The organism is Streptococcus parasanguinis, from assembly GCF_901875555.1.
Lineage (GTDB): Bacteria > Bacillota > Bacilli > Lactobacillales > Streptococcaceae > Streptococcus > Streptococcus parasanguinis_H.
In genome coordinates, this window is record NZ_CABFMD010000037.1 from 33,061 (window position 1) to 53,650 (window position 20,590).

Annotated in this window: 21 protein-coding genes and 2 pseudogenes; 20 read left to right on the top strand and 3 right to left on the bottom strand. The window is 38.7% G+C overall.

Going from position 1 to position 20,590, the window contains the following annotated elements; translation table 11 throughout:
• Positions 1-26 precede the first annotated feature (26 nt).
• The 20 genes and pseudogenes from JX304_RS10320 (at position 27) to JX304_RS10420 (ending at position 17,102) form a co-directional block, all read left to right on the top strand.
• The gene (locus JX304_RS10320) at positions 27-344 is read left to right on the top strand and encodes a winged helix-turn-helix transcriptional regulator (protein WP_080978948.1); all 318 of its coding nucleotides are present in this window, start codon (positions 27-29) and stop codon (positions 342-344) included.
• Between the two features lie 125 nt (positions 345-469).
• Entirely contained in the window at positions 470-1,336 is an 867-nt protein-coding gene (locus JX304_RS10325; protein ID WP_049496827.1) for an ABC transporter ATP-binding protein, read from the top strand.
• Positions 1,336-1,452 (top strand): annotated as a pseudogene (locus JX304_RS10330) (ABC transporter permease); the annotation flags it as partial. The gene JX304_RS10325 and the pseudogene JX304_RS10330, both read left to right, overlap by 1 nt.
• A gap of 332 nt (positions 1,453-1,784) precedes the next feature.
• Positions 1,785-2,099: a YdcP family protein gene (locus JX304_RS10335; protein WP_000420682.1), complete on the top strand. Its 315-nt coding sequence runs from the start codon at positions 1,785-1,787 to the stop codon at positions 2,097-2,099.
• A 15-nt stretch (positions 2,100-2,114) separates the two neighbouring features.
• Positions 2,115-2,501: a YdcP family protein gene (locus JX304_RS10340; protein ID WP_000985015.1), complete on the top strand. Its 387-nt coding sequence runs from the start codon at positions 2,115-2,117 to the stop codon at positions 2,499-2,501.
• Positions 2,502-2,529: 28 nt separating this feature from the next.
• Positions 2,530-3,915, top strand: coding sequence for an FtsK/SpoIIIE domain-containing protein (locus tag JX304_RS10345; protein ID WP_000813488.1), 1,386 nt, complete (start codon positions 2,530-2,532; stop codon positions 3,913-3,915).
• 177 nt (positions 3,916-4,092) lie between these two features.
• A complete protein-coding gene (gene mobT / locus JX304_RS10355) occupies positions 4,093-5,298 on the top strand; it encodes a MobT family relaxase (RefSeq protein ID WP_205012478.1) in 1,206 nt (401 codons plus the stop codon).
• Positions 5,299-5,340: 42 nt separating this feature from the next.
• A complete protein-coding gene (locus tag JX304_RS10360; RefSeq protein ID WP_001009056.1) occupies positions 5,341-5,562 on the top strand; it encodes a hypothetical protein in 222 nt (73 codons plus the stop codon).
• Between the two features lie 116 nt (positions 5,563-5,678).
• Positions 5,679-6,176: an antirestriction protein ArdA gene (locus JX304_RS10365; RefSeq protein WP_000342539.1), complete on the top strand. Its 498-nt coding sequence runs from the start codon at positions 5,679-5,681 to the stop codon at positions 6,174-6,176.
• 88 nt (positions 6,177-6,264) lie between these two features.
• Complete coding sequence (locus JX304_RS10370; protein ID WP_000723888.1) at positions 6,265-6,657, top strand: conjugal transfer protein; 393 nt, start codon at positions 6,265-6,267, stop codon at positions 6,655-6,657.
• Positions 6,641-9,088 carry an ATP-binding protein gene (locus JX304_RS10375; RefSeq protein WP_000331160.1) on the top strand — a complete coding sequence of 816 codons (2,448 nt, stop codon included), beginning with the start codon at positions 6,641-6,643 and terminating at the stop codon, positions 9,086-9,088. Before JX304_RS10370 ends, JX304_RS10375 begins: the two co-directional genes overlap by 17 nt.
• Positions 9,089-9,090: 2 nt before the next feature.
• Positions 9,091-11,268, top strand: coding sequence for a CD3337/EF1877 family mobilome membrane protein (locus JX304_RS10380; protein WP_000804748.1), 2,178 nt, complete (start codon positions 9,091-9,093; stop codon positions 11,266-11,268).
• A complete protein-coding gene (locus JX304_RS10385) occupies positions 11,265-12,266 on the top strand; it encodes a lysozyme family protein (protein ID WP_000769868.1) in 1,002 nt (333 codons plus the stop codon). Before JX304_RS10380 ends, JX304_RS10385 begins: the two co-directional genes overlap by 4 nt.
• A complete protein-coding gene (locus tag JX304_RS10390) occupies positions 12,263-13,198 on the top strand; it encodes a conjugal transfer protein (protein ID WP_205012479.1) in 936 nt (311 codons plus the stop codon). The genes JX304_RS10385 and JX304_RS10390 overlap by 4 nt, the downstream gene beginning before the upstream one ends.
• A 313-nt stretch (positions 13,199-13,511) precedes the next feature.
• Positions 13,512-13,559 (top strand): annotated as a pseudogene (locus JX304_RS10980) (hypothetical protein); the annotation flags it as partial.
• A 15-nt stretch (positions 13,560-13,574) separates the two neighbouring features.
• Positions 13,575-15,494 carry a tetracycline resistance ribosomal protection protein Tet(M) gene (gene tet(M) / locus JX304_RS10400; protein WP_000691745.1) on the top strand — a complete coding sequence of 640 codons (1,920 nt, stop codon included), beginning with the start codon at positions 13,575-13,577 and terminating at the stop codon, positions 15,492-15,494.
• Positions 15,495-15,857: 363 nt separating this feature from the next.
• The gene (locus JX304_RS10405) at positions 15,858-16,103 is read left to right on the top strand and encodes a hypothetical protein (protein ID WP_001813542.1); all 246 of its coding nucleotides are present in this window, start codon (positions 15,858-15,860) and stop codon (positions 16,101-16,103) included.
• Positions 16,100-16,435, top strand: coding sequence for a hypothetical protein (locus JX304_RS10410; protein ID WP_000806926.1), 336 nt, complete (start codon positions 16,100-16,102; stop codon positions 16,433-16,435). Before JX304_RS10405 ends, JX304_RS10410 begins: the two co-directional genes overlap by 4 nt.
• Before the next feature lie 12 nt (positions 16,436-16,447).
• Positions 16,448-16,816 carry a hypothetical protein gene (locus tag JX304_RS10415; protein WP_000567222.1) on the top strand — a complete coding sequence of 123 codons (369 nt, stop codon included), beginning with the start codon at positions 16,448-16,450 and terminating at the stop codon, positions 16,814-16,816.
• Complete coding sequence (locus JX304_RS10420) at positions 16,803-17,102, top strand: DUF5960 family protein (RefSeq protein WP_001072467.1); 300 nt, start codon at positions 16,803-16,805, stop codon at positions 17,100-17,102. Before JX304_RS10415 ends, JX304_RS10420 begins: the two co-directional genes overlap by 14 nt.
• A gap of 117 nt (positions 17,103-17,219) precedes the next feature.
• Here JX304_RS10420 and msr(D) read toward each other — a convergent pair whose 3' ends face one another.
• From msr(D) to JX304_RS10435, 3 genes are all read right to left on the bottom strand, one after another.
• Complete coding sequence (gene msr(D), locus JX304_RS10425; protein WP_000420313.1) at positions 17,220-18,683, bottom strand: ABC-F type ribosomal protection protein Msr(D); 1,464 nt, start codon at positions 18,681-18,683, stop codon at positions 17,220-17,222.
• Positions 18,684-18,802: 119 nt separating this feature from the next.
• Positions 18,803-20,020 carry a macrolide efflux MFS transporter Mef(A) gene (gene mef(A), locus JX304_RS10430; protein WP_000417519.1) on the bottom strand — a complete coding sequence of 406 codons (1,218 nt, stop codon included), beginning with the start codon at positions 20,018-20,020 and terminating at the stop codon, positions 18,803-18,805.
• 385 nt (positions 20,021-20,405) lie between these two features.
• Positions 20,406-20,576: a hypothetical protein gene (locus JX304_RS10435; protein ID WP_000873143.1), complete on the bottom strand. Its 171-nt coding sequence runs from the start codon at positions 20,574-20,576 to the stop codon at positions 20,406-20,408.
• Positions 20,577-20,590 lie beyond the last annotated feature (14 nt).

The following is a 20,590-nucleotide window of genomic DNA, read 5'->3' on the forward strand; positions in this document are numbered from 1 at the left end:
TAGGCACATTTTTGTAAGGAGAAAAAATGTTAACAAATAAAAATTGGAACTGTAGTATGTCTCGAGTCTTAGATGTGGTTGGTGGGAAATGGAGGATGAATATATTATGGGTTATAAACAAGCATAAGAGAGTCCGTTTCAATCAATTGAGAAGAGAAGTTGAAGGGATTACAACTATCAGTTTGACACGTGGATTAGATGTTTTAATAGAGAACCAATTGATTGAGAAATATGATTTTGAAACGATACCACTCCATACAGAATATGAGCTGACAGAAAAAGGGAAATCACTGATGCCGATTTTAAAGGACTTGAATCAATGGGGAAAAGAATGGTTGCATTAAATTTTCTTCTTCTTTTTGTCACTTTCATCTTGCCACTTAGGTTCTCATTTTGACCGCTTATCCCAAAAGGCCGTTTTTTAAACGGCTTTTTTGCTAGACTGATACTGTCAAAAAGGAGAGAGAACATGATATTACAAGCTAAAAACATCAGTAAACGGTATGGAAATCATCTAGTGGTTGATCATATTCACCTACAGTTTGAAAAGGGAACGTTTAATGCGATTCTAGGACCAAATGGGGCGGGGAAATCAACGACGATTTCCATGTTGATTGGTTTGAAACAACCAACGCAAGGCGACATTATTTATGAACCCGGTACTAAAATTGGTGTGGTCTTCCAAACCAGTGTTTTAGATGAGATGCTGACGGTTAAGGAAAATCTGACCATTCGTGCCAGACAGTACAAAGGCCTAAAACCAAATCGTGTGTCTGATCTTATTGATCGACTAGGCCTATCAGCTTTCCAAAAGCAGAAATATGGGACGCTTTCAGGCGGCCAAAAGCGTCGGGTTGACATTGCGCGTGCTCTACTGCACGGTCCGGATCTTCTGTTCTTAGATGAGCCAACGACAGGTTTAGACATTCAAACCCGGAAGTCTATTTGGGATTTGCTCTATCAATTGCAGAGAGAAGAGGGAATGACCGTTGTATTGACCACGCATTATCTTGACGAAGCAGATGAAGCTGATCAAATTTATATTGTAGATCTTGGGAAAGTGATTGCTCAAGGATCGGCACTAGATATTAAGAGCCAATATGCTACTAATATCTTAAAGATTCGTTTCAAGGAGAGACAGCAGATAGAAAGTCTCAAATCTTCGGGAATGTCAGTAGAGCAACAAAGTCAATTGGAGTATGTTCTTCGACCCGAGAGTGAAAGGGAAGCCATTGATTACCTGGCGCAAGTTAGAGATAATCTAGCCCATTTTGAGTTTCGTCCAGGGACCATGGATGACGCCTTTATTGCACTTACAGGAAGGGAGGTCCGCTAATGCTAGCCTTACTAAAGCGAAATTTTTTATTGTATTTTAGGAATCGTTCAGGAGTTTTCTTCTCCCTGTTGGGAGCCTTGATTTCCTTTGTTCTCTATATTATTTTTCTTCAAAAAATAGCATAAAAATCTAGTTATCCGCATAAAAACTGGACTTATCACACTTTATCAAGGTCAAAACCACTCAATTTACTACTAATTTACTACTTATGAATGAGCTTTGATACGACGATTTATCCTTGAAAAGTGAAGATATAAAGATACTTCCAATAAAATTTGAATATTTAATAGGTAGACACTTCAAAAAATGAGGTGTCTATTTTTTTACCCGATTTTGAAAGGAAGTGAACTTATGAAAACAAAAAATCAAGAATCAAAAGGTCGTTCCCCACTCTTTAAGACCATCAAACATTCATTCAGCCAATAAAAAAGAAAGGATAGGTAAAAATATGGAACTTAAATTTGTGATTCCCAACATGGAAAAAACATTCGGCAATTTAGAATTTGCTGGCGAGGATAAAGTCGTTCAGCGAAGAATCAACGGACGGCTAACTGTCTTATCAAGAAGCTATAATCTCTATTCTGATGTTCAAAGAGCAGATGATATTGTGGTGGTGCTTCCTGCTGAAGCTGGCGAAAAACATTTCGGCTTTGAGGAACGTGTGAAGTTAGTCAATCCACGTATTACCGCAGAGGGCTACAAAATCGGCACTCGTGGTTTTACAAATTACCTTTTACATGCTGACGACATGATAAAAGAATAAAGAAAGAGAGGAAAAATGATGAGATTAGCAAATGGCATTGTATTAGATAAAGACACGACTTTTGGAGAATTGAAATTCTCTGCTCTACGTCGTGAAGTGAGAATCCAAAATGAAGACGGGTCGGTTTCAGATGAAATCAAGGAACGTACCTATGACTTAAAATCCAAAGGACAAGGACGCATGATTCAAGTAAGTATTCCTGCCAGCGTGCCTTTGAAAGAGTTTGATTATAACGCACGGGTGGAACTTATCAATCCCATTGCGGACACCGTTGCTACTGCCACCTATCAAGGAGCAGATGTTGACTGGTATATCAAGGCAGACGATATTGTGCTGACAAAGGATTCTAGTTCATTCAAAGCTCAACCACAAGCAAAGAAAGAACCGACACAAGACAAATAGTCGCTAGGTAGAAAGGAGACTTTTTCGCATGAAACAGCGTGGTAAAAGGATTCGCCCATCTGGTAAAGATTTAGTCTTTCATTTTACGATAGCGTCACTCCTGCCTGTTTTCCTGCTGGTTGTCGGACTGTTTCATGTGAAGACAATCCAGCAGATCAACTGGCAGGATTTTAACCTATCACAAGCAGATAAGATTGACATTCCCTATTTAATTATCAGTTTCAGTGTCGCAATTCTTATCTGCTTGCTGGTAGCGTTTGTATTCAAACGGGTTCGCTATGATACGGTTAAACAACTTTACCACCGTCAAAAACTGGCAAAGATGATACTTGAAAACAAGTGGTATGAATCTGAACAGGTCAAAACAGAGGGTTTCTTTAAAGATAGTGCTGGTCGTACAAAGGAAAAGATAACCTACTTCCCTAAAATGTATTATCGACTTAAAAATGGCTTGATACAGATACGGGTGGAAATCACGCTGGGAAAATATCAAGACCAACTCTTACACTTGGAAAAGAAATTAGAGAGTGGCTTGTACTGTGAGCTGACGGATAAAGAGTTAAAGGATTCCTATGTGGAATATACTTTGCTCTATGACACCATAGCCAGTCGTATTTCTATTGATGAAGTAGAAGCTAAAGATGGTAAACTTCGCTTAATGAAAAACGTATGGTGGGAATATGATAAGCTCCCTCATATGTTGATTGCTGGTGGTACAGGTGGCGGTAAAACTTACTTTATACTGACACTGATTGAAGCCTTGCTTCATACAGATTCAAAACTGTATATTCTTGACCCGAAAAATGCTGATCTTGCGGACTTAGGTTCTGTGATGGCAAATGTCTACTATAGAAAAGAAGACTTGCTTTCTTGCATTGAAACATTCTATGAAGAAATGATGAAACGTAGTGAGGAAATGAAGCAGATGAAGAACTATAAGACTGGCAAAAATTATGCTTACTTAGGTCTCCCGGCACACTTCTTAATCTTTGATGAATACGTCGCTTTCATGGAAATGCTGGGAACAAAAGAAAACACCGCAGTTATGAATAAGCTGAAACAGATTGTCATGTTAGGTCGTCAAGCTGGCTTCTTTCTAATACTGGCTTGTCAACGTCCAGACGCAAAATATTTAGGCGACGGAATCCGTGATCAGTTTAATTTCAGAGTGGCTTTAGGTCGTATGTCTGAAATGGGCTATGGCATGATGTTTGGCAGTGACGTACAAAAGGATTTCTTCTTAAAGCGAATCAAAGGTCGTGGCTATGTTGATGTAGGAACAAGTGTCATATCAGAGTTTTATACTCCCCTTGTACCAAAAGGATATGATTTCTTGGAGGAAATTAAAAAGTTATCCAACAGCAGACAGTCCACGCAGGCGACGTGCGAAGCGGAAGTCGCAGGTGTGGACTGATCTTGCTGGCTGGTGTGGCAATAGCCACGCCAGCACTTACCCCCCCGTATCTAACAGGGGGGTACAAATCGACAGGAAACAGTCAAAAAAACATTAGAAAATCCTTTGGTTACAAGGGATTTACAAAATTTCAGCGTATGTCAAATGGGCTTTAAAAGTTGACATACGCCTTTTTGATTGGAGGGATTTTTACTGAATGAACAAACTTGGTTACAGCATTTAAAAGAAAAACGCTTGGCTTATGGACTATCTCAAAACCGTTTAGCTGTTGCGACTGGTATTACAAGGCAGTATCTAAGCGATATTGAAACAGGAAAAGTCAAGCCATCAGAGGATTTACAGCAGTCCCTTTGGGAAGCTCTGGAACGCTTCAATCCCGACGCTCCCCTTGAAATGCTGTTTGATTATGTAAGAATTCGCTTTCCGACAACAGACGTACAGCAGGTGGTCGAAAACATCTTACAACTGAAACTGTCCTATTTTCTTCATGAGGACTATGGTTTCTATTCTTATTCAGAGCATTATGCTTTAGGCGACATATTCGTCCTTTGCTCCCATGAACTGGACAAAGGAGTTCTGGTGGAATTGAAAGGTCGTGGGTGCAGACAATTTGAAAGCTATCTTCTGGCACAACAAAGAAGCTGGTATGAGTTCTTTATGGACGTTTTGGTGGCTGGCGGTGTGATGAAACGCCTTGACCTTGCCATTAACGATAAGACAGGGATTTTAAATATCCCTGTACTCACTGAAAAGTGCCAACAGGAAGAATGTATCTCCGTCTTCCGCAGTTTTAAAAGCTATCGCAGTGGCGAACTGGTACGCAAAGAGGAAAAGGAATGTATGGGAAACACCCTCTATATCGGTTCATTACAAAGTGAAGTTTATTTCTGTATCTATGAAAAGGACTACGAGCAGTACAAGAAAAATGATATTCCCATTGAAGACGCAGAAGTAAAAAACCGTTTTGAGATTCGATTGAAAAATGAGCGTGCCTATTATGCAGTCCGTGTTTTACTCGTCTATGACAATCCAGAGCATACCGCCTTTAAAATTATCAATCGGTATATCCGTTTTGTAGATAAAGACGATTCCAAACCTCGTTCTGATTGGAAACTGAATGAAGAATGGGCTTGGTTTATTGGGAACAATCGTGAACGATTAAAACTAACCACAAAACCAGAGCCTTACTCCTTCCAAAGGACGCTGAACTGGCTATCTCATCAAGTTGCCCCGACCTTAAAGGTTGCGATTAAACTTGATGAAATCAACCAGACGCAGGTTGTAAAAGACATTCTCGACCATGCGAAACTGACAGACCGACACAAGCAGATTTTGAAGCAACAGTCAGTAAAAGAACAGGACGTGATAACAACAAAAAAATAACTCAAATACAAATTCATTGAATATAGAGAGGAGAACATTTTTATGAATTTTGGACAAAACCTTTATAACTGGTTTCTATCAAACGCTCAATCACTGGTGCTTTTAGCAATCGTTGTGATTGGCTTGTATCTTGGCTTCAAGCGTGAGTTTAGCAAACTGATTGGCTTTTTAATTATTGCGATTATTGCGGTTGGCTTAGTCTTCAACGCTGCTGGAGTAAAAGACATTTTACTAGAGCTATTCAATCGCATTATTGGTGCTTAAATAAAACCGTTCTTTTGTGGAATATAAGTGGTTTTCTTATGTTCCGCAAAGGAATGGTACACCAAACGAAGTGCGGTAGGGATTTTTGAATCTCTACAAAGAAAGGACGTGAATATATGGACGATATGCAAGTCTATATTGCGAATTTAGGCAAATACAATGAGGGCGAATTGGTCGGTGCGTGGTTTACCTTTCCCATTGACTTTGAGGAAGTCAAAGAGAAAATCGGCTTGAATGATGAATATGAGGAATACGCCATTCATGACTACGAGTTACCCTTTACGGTTGACGAATACACTTCCATTGGCGAACTCAATCGACTATGGGAAATGGTATCGGAATTACCCGAAGAATTACAATCGGAGCTATCTGCTCTGCTCACTCATTTTTCAAGCATTGAAGAACTAAGCGAACATCAAGAGGATATTATCATTCATTCCGATTGTGATGATATGTATGACGTGGCACGCTACTACATTGAAGAAACGGGTGCTTTAGGCGAAGTACCAGCTAGTCTTCAAAACTATATTGATTATCAAGCCTATGGTCGGGATTTAGACCTTTCAGGAACGTTTATCTCAACCAATCATGGGATTTTTGAAATCGTCTATTAAATCTGTCGGTACATTACTACTGGCAGATTTTCTATTTTACGGGGTGGCTCAATCAGCTACCCCTATTTTTTATGAAAGGATTGATTACATGAAGAAAATACGAAGCTATACCAGTATCTGGTCTGTGGAAAAGGTACTGTATTCTATCAATGATTTTAGACTTCCGTTTCCCATAACCTTTACGCAAATGACATGGTTTGTCGTGTCACTCTTTGCAGTGATGATACTTGGCAACTTGCCCCCTCTTTCCATGATAGAGGGAGCATTTCTCAAATACTTTGGGATTCCTGTGGCTTTCACATGGTTTATGTCTACAAAAACTTTTGATGGTAAAAAGCCTTATGGATTTTTGAAGTCTGTCATTGCTTATGCACTGCGACCAAAGCTGACCTATGCAGGAAAAAAAGTAACGCTTGGCAGAAACCAGCCACAAGAAGCCATTACAGCAGTTAGGAGTGAATTTTATGGCATATCCAATTAAATACATTGAAAACAATCTCGTCTGGAATAAAGACGGGGAATGTTATGCTTACTATGAGCTTGTTCCTTACAATTACTCATTTCTAAGTCCAGAACAGAAAATACAAGTGCATGATTCTTTCAGACAGCTTATCGCACAAAATCGTGATGGCAAAATTCATGCTTTACAAATCAGTACAGAATCCAGCATACGTTCTGCACAAGAGCGTTCCAAAAATGAAGTCACTGGCAAGCTCAAAGCGGTTGCCTATGACAAAATCGACCAACAGACAGACGCTTTAATATCCATGATTGGCGAAAATCAAGTGAACTACCGTTTCTTTATCGGCTTTAAGTTGCTTCTCAACGATCAGGAGTTTTCTATGAAAAGTCTTACCGTTGAAGCAAAAAATGCTTTGTCTGATTTTGTCTATGATGTGAACCATAAGCTGATGGGCGATTTTGTTAGTATGAGTAATGATGAAATCCTGCGTTTTCAGAAGATGGAAAAGCTCTTAGAAAATAAAATCTCTCGTCGTTTCAAAATCCGCAGGTTAGATAAGGACGACTTCGGCTATCTGATTGAACACCTTTACGGACAGACAGGCACTGCCTATGAAGAGTATGAGTACCATCTATCAAAGAAAAAGCTGGATAATGAAACGCTGATTAAATACTATGACTTGATTAAGCCTACTCGCTGTTTGGTGGAAGAAAAACAGCGATATTTGAAAATCCAGCAGGAAGATGAAACCGTCTATGTAGCTTACTTTACCATTAACAGCATTGTCGGAGAACTGGACTTCCCGTCCTCTGAAATCTTCTACTACCAGCAACAGCAATTTACATTCCCGATTGATACGTCAATGAATGTGGAAATTGTAGCGAATCGTAAAGCCCTATCTACTGTCCGCAATAAAAAGAAAGAACTGAAAGACTTGGATAACCACGCTTGGCAAAGTGATAATGAAACCAGCTCCAATGTGGCGGAAGCTCTGGAAAGTGTGAATGAGCTGGAAACCAATTTAGACCAAAGCAAGGAATCTATGTACAAGCTGTCTTATGTGGTAAGGGTATCAGCAAATGATCTTGACGAACTCAAACGTCGTTGTAATGAAGTGAAAGATTTTTATGACGATTTAAGCGTAAAACTGGTACGACCATTTGGGGATATGCTCGGCTTACATGAAGAATTTTTACCTGCCAGCAAGCGTTATATGAATGATTATATTCAATACGTGACCTCTGATTTCCTCGCTGGTTTAGGTTTTGGTGCTACTCAAATGCTGGGGGAAAATGAGGGGATTTATGTTGGCTACAGCTTAGATACTGGACGCAATGTCTATCTGAAACCTGCTCTTGCCAGTCAAGGGGTTAAGGGTTCAGTAACCAATGCGTTAGCGTCGGCTTTTGTTGGTTCGCTGGGTGGTGGTAAATCCTTTGCGAATAACCTTATCGTCTATTATGCGGTGCTTTATGGGGCACAAGCAGTGATTGTAGACCCAAAAGCAGAACGTGGCAGATGGAAAGAAACCTTGCCAGAGATTTCCCATGAAATCAATATCGTCACTCTGACTTCTGATGAGAAAAACAAAGGCTTACTTGACCCTTATGTGATTATGAAAAATCCCAAAGATTCTGAATCACTGGCTATTGATATTCTGACATTCCTTACGGGGATTTCCTCTCGTGATGGGGAACGCTTCCCAATCCTTAGAAAAGCCATTCGTGCAGTAACCAATAGTGAAGTACGAGGGTTGATGAAAGTGATTGAGGAATTACGGGTTGAGAATACGCCACTAAGTACCAGTATAGCCGACCATATCGAAAGTTTTACAGACTATGACTTTGCACATTTATTATTCAGTAATGGTTATGTGGAGCAGTCTATCAGCTTAGAAAAACAACTGAACATTATACAGGTTGCGGACTTGGTACTTCCCGACAAGGAAACTTCCTTTGAGGAATATACCACTATGGAGCTTTTATCCGTTGCTATGCTGATTGTCATTAGTACCTTTGCTTTAGACTTTATCCATACAGACCGAAGCATTTTCAAGATTGTAGATTTAGACGAAGCATGGAGCTTTTTACAGGTAGCACAAGGAAAAACACTATCTATGAAGCTGGTTCGGGCTGGTCGTGCTATGAACGCTGGGGTATATTTCGTGACCCAAAATACAGACGACCTCTTAGATGAAAAACTGAAAAATAACCTCGGCTTAAAATTTGCATTTCGTTCCACTGACCTTAACGAGATTAAAAAGACCTTAGCCTTTTTTGGTGTAGACCCAGAGGACGAAAACAATCAGAAGCGATTGCGTGATTTGGAAAACGGGCAATGCCTTATCAGTGATTTATATGGTCGTGTCGGTGTGATACAGTTCCACCCTGTATTTGAAGAACTGCTCCATGCCTTTGATACCAGACCACCTGTGCGAAAAGAGGTGTAAATGTGAAACCATCAATAGTAAACAGAATAAAATCAAACTGGACGCTGAAACGTCTAGGTAAAGTGGCAATGACAGTGGCTTTCACACTTGTGATTGCCATTTTTCTTTTAGCCATGCTGGGAACGGTGGTTCAAGCTGCGGGCTTGGTAGATGATACGGTCAATGTGGCAAATGAATACAGCCGATACCCACTTGAAAACTATCAACTGGATTTTTATGTGGATAATAGCTGGGGCTGGCTTCCGTGGAACTGGTCGGACGGGATTGGAAAACAGGTCATGTATGGACTATATGCCATTACCAATTTTATTTGGACAATCAGTTTGTATGTTTCCAATGCGACAGGTTACTTAGTACAGGAAGCCTATTCCTTAGACTTCATTTCCGCTACAGCAGATTCCATTGGTAAGAATATGCAGACCTTAGCTGGTGTGAGTGCAAACGGATTTTCAACAGAGGGTTTCTATGTTGGATTCCTCTTACTCTTGATTTTGGTTCTTGGGGTTTATGTTGCCTATACGGGACTGATAAAGAGAGAAACCACAAAGGCAATTCATGCCATTATGAATTTTGTGCTGGTGTTTATCCTATCGGCTTCCTTTATTGCCTACGCTCCCGACTACATTAAAAAAATCAATGACTTTTCATCAGACATCAGTAATGCCAGTTTATCACTTGGCACGAAGATTGTCATGCCCCATTCCGATAGTCAAGGCAAGGACAGCGTGGACTTAATCAGAGATAGCCTGTTTTCCATACAGGTTCAGCAACCGTGGCTACTGCTTCAATACAACAGTTCAGACATTGAAAGTATCGGTATTGACCGTGTGGAAAGCCTGCTCTCCACCAGCCCAGATTCCAACAATGGCGAAGACAGAGAAAAAATTGTTGCGGAAGAAATTGAAGACAGAAGCAATACCAATCTAACCATTACAAAGACCATTAACCGTTTAGGTACAGTCTTCTTCCTATTTGTCTTCAATATTGGGATTTCCATATTTGTATTCCTATTAACAGGAATCATGATTTTCTCGCAGGTACTTTTTATCATCTATGCTATGTTTCTGCCTGTGAGCTTTATTTTAAGCATGATTCCATCATTTGATGGTATGTCAAAACGAGCCATAACAAAGCTCTTTAATACCATTTTGACACGAGCTGGAATCACATTGATTATTACGACAGCATTTAGTATTTCAACCATGCTCTATACCTTATCGGCTGGTTATCCGTTCTTTTTGATTGCTTTTCTACAGATTGTGACCTTTGCAGGAATCTACTTCAAGCTGGGCGATTTAATGAGTATGTTTTCTCTACAGAGTAACGATTCTCAAAGTGTGGGAAGTCGTGTGATGAGAAAACCTCGTATGCTTATGCACGCTCACATGCACCGTCTACAGCGGAAACTTGGACGTTCCATGACTACTCTAGGGGCTGGGTCTGCCATTGTTACAGGTAAAAAAGGACAGTCGGGTTCGGGGAGTTCTGCAAGGACACAAGCAGATCACTCCCGACCAGACGGAAAGGAAAAATCAACACTTGGAAAACGTATCGGTCAAACCATCGGTACAGTAGCTGATACCAAAGACAGAATGGTAGACACTGCTAGTGGTTTGAAAGAACAGGTTAAAGATTTGCCGACCAATGCAAGATATGCAGTATATCAAGGAAAATCCAAAGTAAAAGAGAATGTCCGTGATTTAACCAGTAGTATTTCTCAAACCAAAGCGGACAGAGCCAGTGGACGCAAGGAACAGCAGGAACAAAGGCGAAAAACCATTGCGAAGCGTCGCTCTGAAATGGAACAGGTCAAACAGAAAAAACAGCCTGCTTCTTCTGTTCATGAAAGACCGACTACAAGACAAGAACAATATCATGATGAACAGACCTCAAAACAGTCTAATATTCAGACTTCATATAAGGAATCTCAACAAGCCAAACAAGAGCGTCCAGCAGTTAAGTCCGATTTTTCAAGTCCAAAAGTGGAACGCCAAGGCAATACCGTTCAAGAAAAAACCGTTCAAAAGCCAGCAACTTCAACCACTACAGCAGATAGAACTTCACAACGTCCAATCACAAAAGAACGTCCGTCTACTGTTCAAAGAGTACCACTACAAAATACAAGAAGTAGACCACCAATCAAAACCGCCACCATTAAGAAAGTCGGTAAGAAACCATGAAGTTGAAAACTTTAGTGATTGGTGGTTCTGGATTATTCTTGATGGTCTTCTCACTGCTTCTGTTTGTTGCCATTTTATTTTCAGATGAACAGGACAGCGGAATTTCCAATATTCATTATGGAGGTGTGAATGTTTCCGCAGAAGTGCTGGCTCATAAGCCTATGGTAGAAAAATATGCCAAAGAATATGGCGTTGAAGAATATGTCAACATACTTCTTGCGATTATACAGGTGGAATCGGGCGGTACTGCGGAAGATGTTATGCAGTCCTCGGAATCCCTCGGTCTTCCACCTAATTCATTGAGTACAGAAGAATCCATTAAGCAAGGTGTGAAGTATTTCAGTGAATTATTAGCCAGTAGCGAAAGGCTCAGTGTAGATTTAGAATCGGTTATCCAGTCCTACAATTATGGTGGTGGTTTCTTAGGGTATGTGGCTAATCGTGGAAATAAATATACCTTTGAACTGGCTCAAAGTTTCTCAAAAGAGTATTCAGGTGGCGAAAAAGTGTCTTACCCCAATCCCATAGCCATACCTATCAATGGGGGCTGGCGATACAACTATGGCAATATGTTTTATGTGCAACTGGTAACGCAGTATCTTGTCACAACAGAGTTTGATGATGATACGGTACAAGCCATCATGGACGAAGCACTGAAATATGAGGGCTGGCGATACGTTTACGGTGGAGCTTCCCCGACTACTTCTTTTGATTGTAGCGGACTGACACAATGGACGTATGGAAAAGCTGGAATTAACTTACCACGAACCGCACAACAGCAATATGATGTGACCCAGCATATCCCACTATCGGAAGCACAAGCTGGCGATTTGGTTTTCTTTCATTCTACCTATAACGCTGGCTCTTATATTACTCATGTTGGGATATACCTTGGCAATAACCGTATGTTTCATGCAGGCGACCCAATCGGTTATGCCGACTTAACAAGCCCCTACTGGCAACAGCATTTAGTGGGAGCAGGACGAATCAAACAATGAGAAAGGAAGATTTAATGATGAAATTTAGAAAAAATCAGAATAAAGAAAAACAGATACCAAAGGAAAAGAAACCTCGTGTCTACTATAAGGTCAATCCTCATAAAAAGGTTGTGATTGCCTTGTGGGTACTTTTAGGGCTTAGTTTCAGCTTTGCGATATTCAAGCACTTTACAGCTATAGATACTCATACTATTCACGAAACAACTATCATAGAAAAGGAATACGTTGATACTCATCATGTAGAAAATTTTGTAGAGAACTTTGCGAAAGTCTACTATTCATGGGAACTAAACGACAAGTCCATTGATAATCGCATAGAAAACCTGAAAGCATATCTGACAGAGGAACTTCAAGCTCTCAATGTCGATACAGTTCGTAAAGATATTCCTGTATCGTCTTCTGTAAAAGGATTTCAGATATGGACGGTAGAAGCAGATGGCGACAATCAATTTGATGTAACCTACAGTGTAGACCAACTCATTACAGAGGGGGAAAATACAAAGACCGTCCACTCTGCTTATATAGTGAGTGTCTATGTAGACAGTACTGGAAATATGGTCCTCATTAAGAATCCGACCATTACTAGCATACCAAAGAAATCAGACTATAAACCAAAAGCCATTGAAAGTGAGGGGACGGTTGATTCCATTACAACCAATGAAATCAATGAGTTTTTAACGACGTTCTTCAAGCTCTATCCTACAGCGACAGCCAGTGAACTTTCCTACTATGTGAATGACGGGATATTAAAACCAATCGGAAAAGAGTACATCTTTCAAGAACTGGTAAATCCTATTCACAATCGTAAGGATAATCAAGTCACGGTATCGCTGACAGTGGAGTATATCGACCAGCAGACCAAAGCAACGCAGGTATCTCAATTTGATTTGGTACTTGAAAAGAACGGGAGTAATTGGAAGATTATAGAATAACAAATATTGGTACATTATTACAGCTATTTTGTAATCACGTACTCTCTTTGATAAAAAATTGGAGATTCCTTTACAAATATGCTCTTACGTGCTATAATTTAAGTATCTATTTAAAAGGAGTTAATAAATATGCGGCAAGGTATTCTTAAATAAACTGTCAATTTGATAGTGGGAACAAATAATTGGATGTCCTTTTTTAGGAGGGCTTAGTTTTTTGTACCCAGTTTAAGAATACCTTTATCATGTGATTCTAAAGTATCCAGAGAATATCTGTATGCTTTGTATACCTATGGTTATGCATAAAAATCCCAGTGATAAAAGTATTTATCACTGGGATTTTTATGCCCTTTTGGGTTTTTGAATGGAGGAAAATCACATGAAAATTATTAATATTGGAGTTTTAGCTCATGTTGATGCAGGAAAAACTACCTTAACAGAAAGCTTATTATATAACAGTGGAGCGATTACAGAATTAGGAAGCGTGGACAAAGGTACAACGAGGACGGATAATACGCTTTTAGAACGTCAGAGAGGAATTACAATTCAGACAGGAATAACCTCTTTTCAGTGGGAAAATACGAAGGTGAACATCATAGACACGCCAGGACATATGGATTTCTTAGCAGAAGTATATCGTTCATTATCAGTTTTAGATGGGGCAATTCTACTGATTTCTGCAAAAGATGGCGTACAAGCACAAACTCGTATATTATTTCATGCACTTAGGAAAATGGGGATTCCCACAATCTTTTTTATCAATAAGATTGACCAAAATGGAATTGATTTATCAACGGTTTATCAGGATATTAAAGAGAAACTTTCTGCCGAAATTGTAATCAAACAGAAGGTAGAACTGTATCCTAATATGTGTGTGACGAACTTTACCGAATCTGAACAATGGGATACGGTAATAGAGGGAAACGATGACCTTTTAGAGAAATATATGTCCGGTAAATCATTAGAAGCATTGGAACTCGAACAAGAGGAAAGCATAAGATTTCAGAATTGTTCTCTGTTCCCTGTTTATCACGGAAGTGCAAAAAACAATATAGGGATTGATAACCTTATAGAAGTGATTACGAATAAATTTTATTCATCAACACATCGAGGTCAGTCTGAACTTTGCGGAAAAGTTTTCAAAATTGAGTATTCGGAAAAAAGACAGCGTCTTGCATATATACGTCTTTATAGTGGCGTACTGCATTTGCGAGATTCGGTTAGAATATCGGAAAAGGAAAAAATAAAAATTACAGAAATGTATACTTCAATAAATGGTGAATTATGTAAAATCGATAAGGCTTATTCCGGGGAAATTGTTATTTTGCAGAATGAGTTTTTGAAGTTAAATAGTGTTCTTGGAGATACAAAGCTATTGCCACAGAGAGAGAGAATTGAAAATCCCCTCCCTCTGCTGCAAACGACTGTTGAACCGAGCAAACCTCAACAAAGGGAAATGTTACTTGATGCACTTTTAGAAATCTCCGACAGTGACCCGCTTCTGCGATATTATGTGGATTCTGCGACACATGAAATCATACTTTCTTTCTTAGGGAAAGTACAAATGGAAGTGACTTGTGCTCTGCTGCAAGAAAAGTATCATGTGGAGATAGAAATAAAAGAGCCTACAGTCATTTATATGGAAAGACCGTTAAAAAAAGCAGAGTATACCATTCACATCGAAGTTCCACCGAATCCTTTCTGGGCTTCCATTGGTTTATCTGTATCACCGCTTCCGTTGGGAAGTGGAATGCAGTATGAGAGCTCGGTTTCTCTTGGATACTTAAATCAATCATTTCAAAATGCAGTTATGGAAGGGATACGCTATGGCTGTGAACAAGGATTGTATGGTTGGAATGTGACGGACTGTAAAATCTGTTTTAAGTATGGCTTATACTATAGCCCTGTTAGTACCCCAGCAGATTTTCGGATGCTTGCTCCTATTGTATTGGAACAAGTCTTAAAAAAAGCTGGAACAGAATTGTTAGAGCCATATCTTAGTTTTAAAATTTATGCGCCACAGGAATATCTTTCACGAGCATACACCGATGCTCCTAAATATTGTGCGAACATCGTAGACACTCAATTGAAAAATAATGAGGTCATTCTTAGTGGAGAAATCCCTGCTCGGTGTATTCAAGAATATCGTAGTGATTTAACTTTCTTTACAAATGGACGTAGTGTTTGTTTAACAGAGTTAAAAGGGTACCATGTTACTACCGGTGAACCTGTTTGCCAGCCCCGTCGTCCAAATAGTCGGATAGATAAAGTACGATATATGTTCAATAAAATAACTTAGTGTATTTTATGTTGTTATATAAATATGGTTTCTTGTTAAATAAGATGAAATATTTTTTAATAAAGATTTGAATTAAAGTGTAAAGGAGGAGATAGTTATTATAAACTACAAGTGGATATTGTGTGCTGAGAGCTTTCTTCTATACTAATAGACGAAAGGGTGTGAAAATGATTTTTAAATGATACTGTGGAACGGAACAGTAGCCCTAGTATTGACTACTGTCGTTTCTATTCATATTGGCTATTCTAGGACTGAGATGAAAAAATCTATAAATGCTCAGAATAAAATTGAACCCGCAAATCTCCCCAAAACAATGGTGAGTCATGTACTTGTATTATTCCGAAAAAATACACCTCTGGTGCAGTGAGACAAATTGGTGTATCTTATAGTGGCTTCGTAGATGAAAGCTATACTCTACTATCACTCTTTGATGATGTAGAACAAATTGAAAAAGATAATAGACTTCAGACAGCTATTGATGTTGTCAGAGAACAGTTTGGTTTTTTAGCCATACAAAAAGGAACCGTCCTAACTGAAGGTTCCAGAAATATTGAACGCAGTAAACTTATCGGTGGTCATTCCGCGGGTGGATTGGAGGGATTAAAATGAAACAAGAAAAAAATACAGTACAATTTTCAGAAATCCGTAGCAAAGGATGTAATGATATTGAAATGCTTGAAAGATTTTTACATGGAATCGTTGAAACAGCAACTTCAAAACTTCGTCAGAGAAAACTCAAAACAACTGAAATATCGATACGACTAGTACATGCTAAATCTGAAAACCGATTACCATTGGAATTTACATTTAGCATTAAGCCAACAAGCTCATCTGTGATAATCTATACTGAGGTAATCAATCGCTTTAAAGAATGTTACACAGGTGGGGGAATTCAAGGTTTTACGATTCAATTTGATAAAAATACCCTTGCCTCTGCATAGAAAGGATTTGATATGATTGACCGTTCATATTTACCATTTCAATCAGCAAGAGAGTACCAGGATACAAAGATGCAAAAATGGATGGGCTTTTTCCTATCTGAACATGCATCAGCACTCTCTGATGATACAAACAAAGTAACGTACATGTCTGACTTATCACTAGAGAAGAAATTATTACTCCTCAGTCAAGTATACGCCGGGCAGCTACGCACACGCATTCAAGTGATTGAAAAAAACAAGCGTGTTTCCTACACTGGAACAATACCAAGTCTGACCAAAGATTTCATTTTGATAAAAACTACAACAGGTCACATCAATTTGAAATTAAAAGACATTATTAGTATTGAACTTGTCGAGGAGGTGCTCTATGAATCAGCTTGAGTTTCAGCGTAATCACCTACAAATGGACTATTATAGCGAGAGCTACCAAGATTTTGAACGTGACTTCTACCGCTACTCTAACATGAATATTCCATTGACCTTCCTAACTGATGATATCCTAAAAACAATGGCGACTTCACGTAAGAATTACTTTGTCCTCAATAAGGAAAAGTCCAGAGATAACCGCGATCACTTCTTCATATTTGAAGTAAGTACCGTAGATGAGAATCCGCTAATCTATCATTATACATATAAGAAAACTACAATATATTTAGCAGAAAAATAGGAGCAGTTCAATTGACTGTTCCTATTTTTAATATTCATAAAATCTAAAGTCTTTATACTCTTTAACAATGGAGTCGCCAACCAGAACAGACTATACTGACCAGCGACTACCTTAAATTTAATGTTTCAGATTTATTTTCTTATCTCTAATTTCATAAACTACATCTGCTACATTTTCGAGTAATCGTTTATCGTGGGTGATAAACACGATAGTTCCGGTGTACTCCTTCATTAGTATTTCCAAAGCCTCTAAACTTGGTATGTCAAGGAAGTTACTGGGTTCATCCATTATTAGGATGTTATATCTACCCATGAGCATTTTAGCAAGCAACAATTTTATAATTTCTCCACCGCTTAAAACAGATAAACTTTTTCCAATATCGTTCTGTTTGAACCCCATAGATGCTAGCACTGAACGAATTTCTGATATATTGTAGTCACAATCCTTCTGCATAAACTCCATAACATTCTGATTACTGTTGTACTTGTAACCATTCTGTGCAAAGTAACCTATTTTTGCCTTAGGCGAAATAGAAATTCCTTCTTCATGGTTTAAGATCATTTGGATTAAAGTTGTTTTTCCGATTCCATTACCACCAGTTAACGCCACTTTTGCTCCTAACGGAATTTGAAAAGATGCATTTTCAAACAGAGCCTTATCCCCAAATACTTTATTAATTTCTGCACCGACTATAGGGTATGGATTATGGAGCTCCAATGCTTTACTTTGCCTGAAACGAATTCTGCGAATGCCTTCCGGAGCTTCTACTTTTCCTAAGGCCGCAATCCTGTGCTCTAGGGTTTTAGCAGCATTATACATCTTTTTTTCCTTACTTCCTATTGATTTTTGATGAGCTAAACGCCCTCCGTCTTCAGTACTTTTTTTCTTTGAAGAACCTTTTGCCTTCTGTTCTATTTTACGAGCCTGTTTTCGCTTTTCCTCCGCAGCCCTTTCCAATCGGGCACGTTCCGCAATAAATTGTTCGTATTCTGCAGCTTGGCTCTTACGTTCTTCCTCTTTCTGACGAAGATAATCAGAATAGTTTCCCCAATACTCAGTGATTTTGCCATCTTTCAGTTCCCATATTTTATCTACTATTTCATCAAGAAAATAGCGGTCATGGCTAATAACTAACAGTGCACCTGTAAAATATTTTAGCTGTCCTATTAGAAAATCAATTCCTTCACGGTCTAAATGGCTCGTAGGTTCATCCGCTAAAATACCATGAACCTGTGCCGATAAGGCCTGTGCTATTTTAAGCCTTGTTTCTTCACCACCGCTCATAGTCTGTATATTTAATTGCTCAACACCTAGCTTGCCTACAAGTGCAAAATCTTTTTCCTCCTGCAGAGTTACTTCGTCCAACTGGGGAATATAGGCAAGTTCACCCAGACGATTCATTTTACATCCTGGGGGAGTTAATTCTCCTAAAAGTACCCTGAGTAAAGTGCTTTTTCCAGCACCATTTGCTCCTACTAAACCAATACGGTCATAATCATATACTTCTAATTCATTTATATCTAAAACATCGCGTCCTTTGAATTCCACACGAATGTCTTTTGCTTTTAATATTAATTCCATAACATTTCCTCCTGTCTATAATCGCATGCTTTCATTTGCTTGTATGCAGGGAAAACCCTGCGATTTTAGCAGGAAGAGTTACATGAAAATAAGATACATAAATATTCCTCCAATATTGTTTATTTTAAATCTAATTTTCTAACCTCAGTTATCATTTGGCAAACTATAGCAATGCCAATAATTAAAATACCTGATAGTAAAAACCAATGATTTACACCGATTTTATCAGCAAAGAATCCAGAAAGAATTAACCCAATTGGCATAGCAAGTGACATGATACTTCCGATCAAAGAAAATACACGTCCTAAATATTCAGGCTTAATTTTCTCCTGAAAAAGAGCTGTTTGCACACCGCTATAAAATGGCACCGAAAGCCCCATTATTGCACAGCAAACTACGAATATTACAAATCCATTTGGAGGAAGTATTCCCGAAACGGCTAAACTGGTCCCCATTATAAAAAATGAACTTGTTATTAGTAATACATGCTTTTCGAAGCCCCCTAATCTTCCTAATAATAAGCCTCCTGCTAGCATCCCAAATGCAAAGGAAATTTCCGTAATAGAAATATGCACAGGCGTTCCATTAAAGTGTTCCATGCTTATTAAAGGAAATAGTGCATTGATTGGCATATAAACAAAAGTATATAGTGTTCCTAAGAGTAATAAGGCAAACAATCCTTTGTTTTGTCTCAGAACCACAACTCCTTCTTTCATCTCCCTTATGAAATTTGGTTCTAAACTTTGCACTTGATTACCCAGCTTAGGTATACGTACAATTGCTACCGTAATAGATGCAATCACAGCACCCAATACGTCGATGGCAATAATAGCATTTAAATCCCAAACGGAGTATAAGAGTGCTGCAACTGCCGGACTAACAATATAGCTTATAGACTGCAAAGACTGACTATAGCCTGCGCATTTCGTTAGCTGTTCTTCTGGTACTAAAAGTGGTGTAACCGCATTGAGTGCTGGGGTATGAAAAGCTGTTCCAATGCTACGGATAAACAATACTATCATAATCATCCAGACAGGTAGCTCCATACAGAATGCAACAATAGCAAGCACTGCACCAGCTGCTGCGATAATTAAATCGGCACCAATCATTATCTTCTTCCTATCATGACGATCCACTAGCACACCAATGGCAGGTCCCAAAATCGCATAGGGTAAAAAACCTACTAATGAAGCCATAGACAAGACCATCGCAGATCCTGTTTTTTCTGTAAGGTAAAAAATAATCGCCATTTGCAGGATGGCACTAGTGATTAATGATACTGCTTGCCCTGCCCATATTGCATAAAATTTTCGTTTCCAATTGTTGTATTTTTCCATTTATATTATCTCCTGCATATTATTTTGCTTGAATTTCTATTTTGAATAGCATTCTAGGCAATAAAAAATGCAGGCCAAACCCCACAATGTGGCTTTTGGTCTGCATACATACAATTTGGAAACATTCATATTAAAGACATAGTTAAATAAAGGTATAGTTAAATAACCAATATCCTCACCGTAACTAATGAATGCTCAATATCGTATAAATAAGCACAACAAAAAAGCCTATCATCGGGTATAGATTCTGCTTTTTTTATTGCCAGCTTATCTTAAACGCATTGAGGCTGTCATAGTTTCGGTTCCTCCTACATCTTTGTTTATATCAATTTATAGTATAACACAACAAGATGATATGTTCAATATAAAAGTTATGGAATGAGACTCATACTTCCAATTCGATGCCAGATTTAAAGGATATGACGAAGTTTTCTTCATAGACTGTAACGCTCTGGATTATCTTCCTTAGTAGCAAGCGATTAGCTTTCACAAAATCTTCTGTTTGTAGTTTTAAAAATTCATCAGGATTTTCTAACTCAACCTCAAAATATTTCATTTTACATTCCCTCA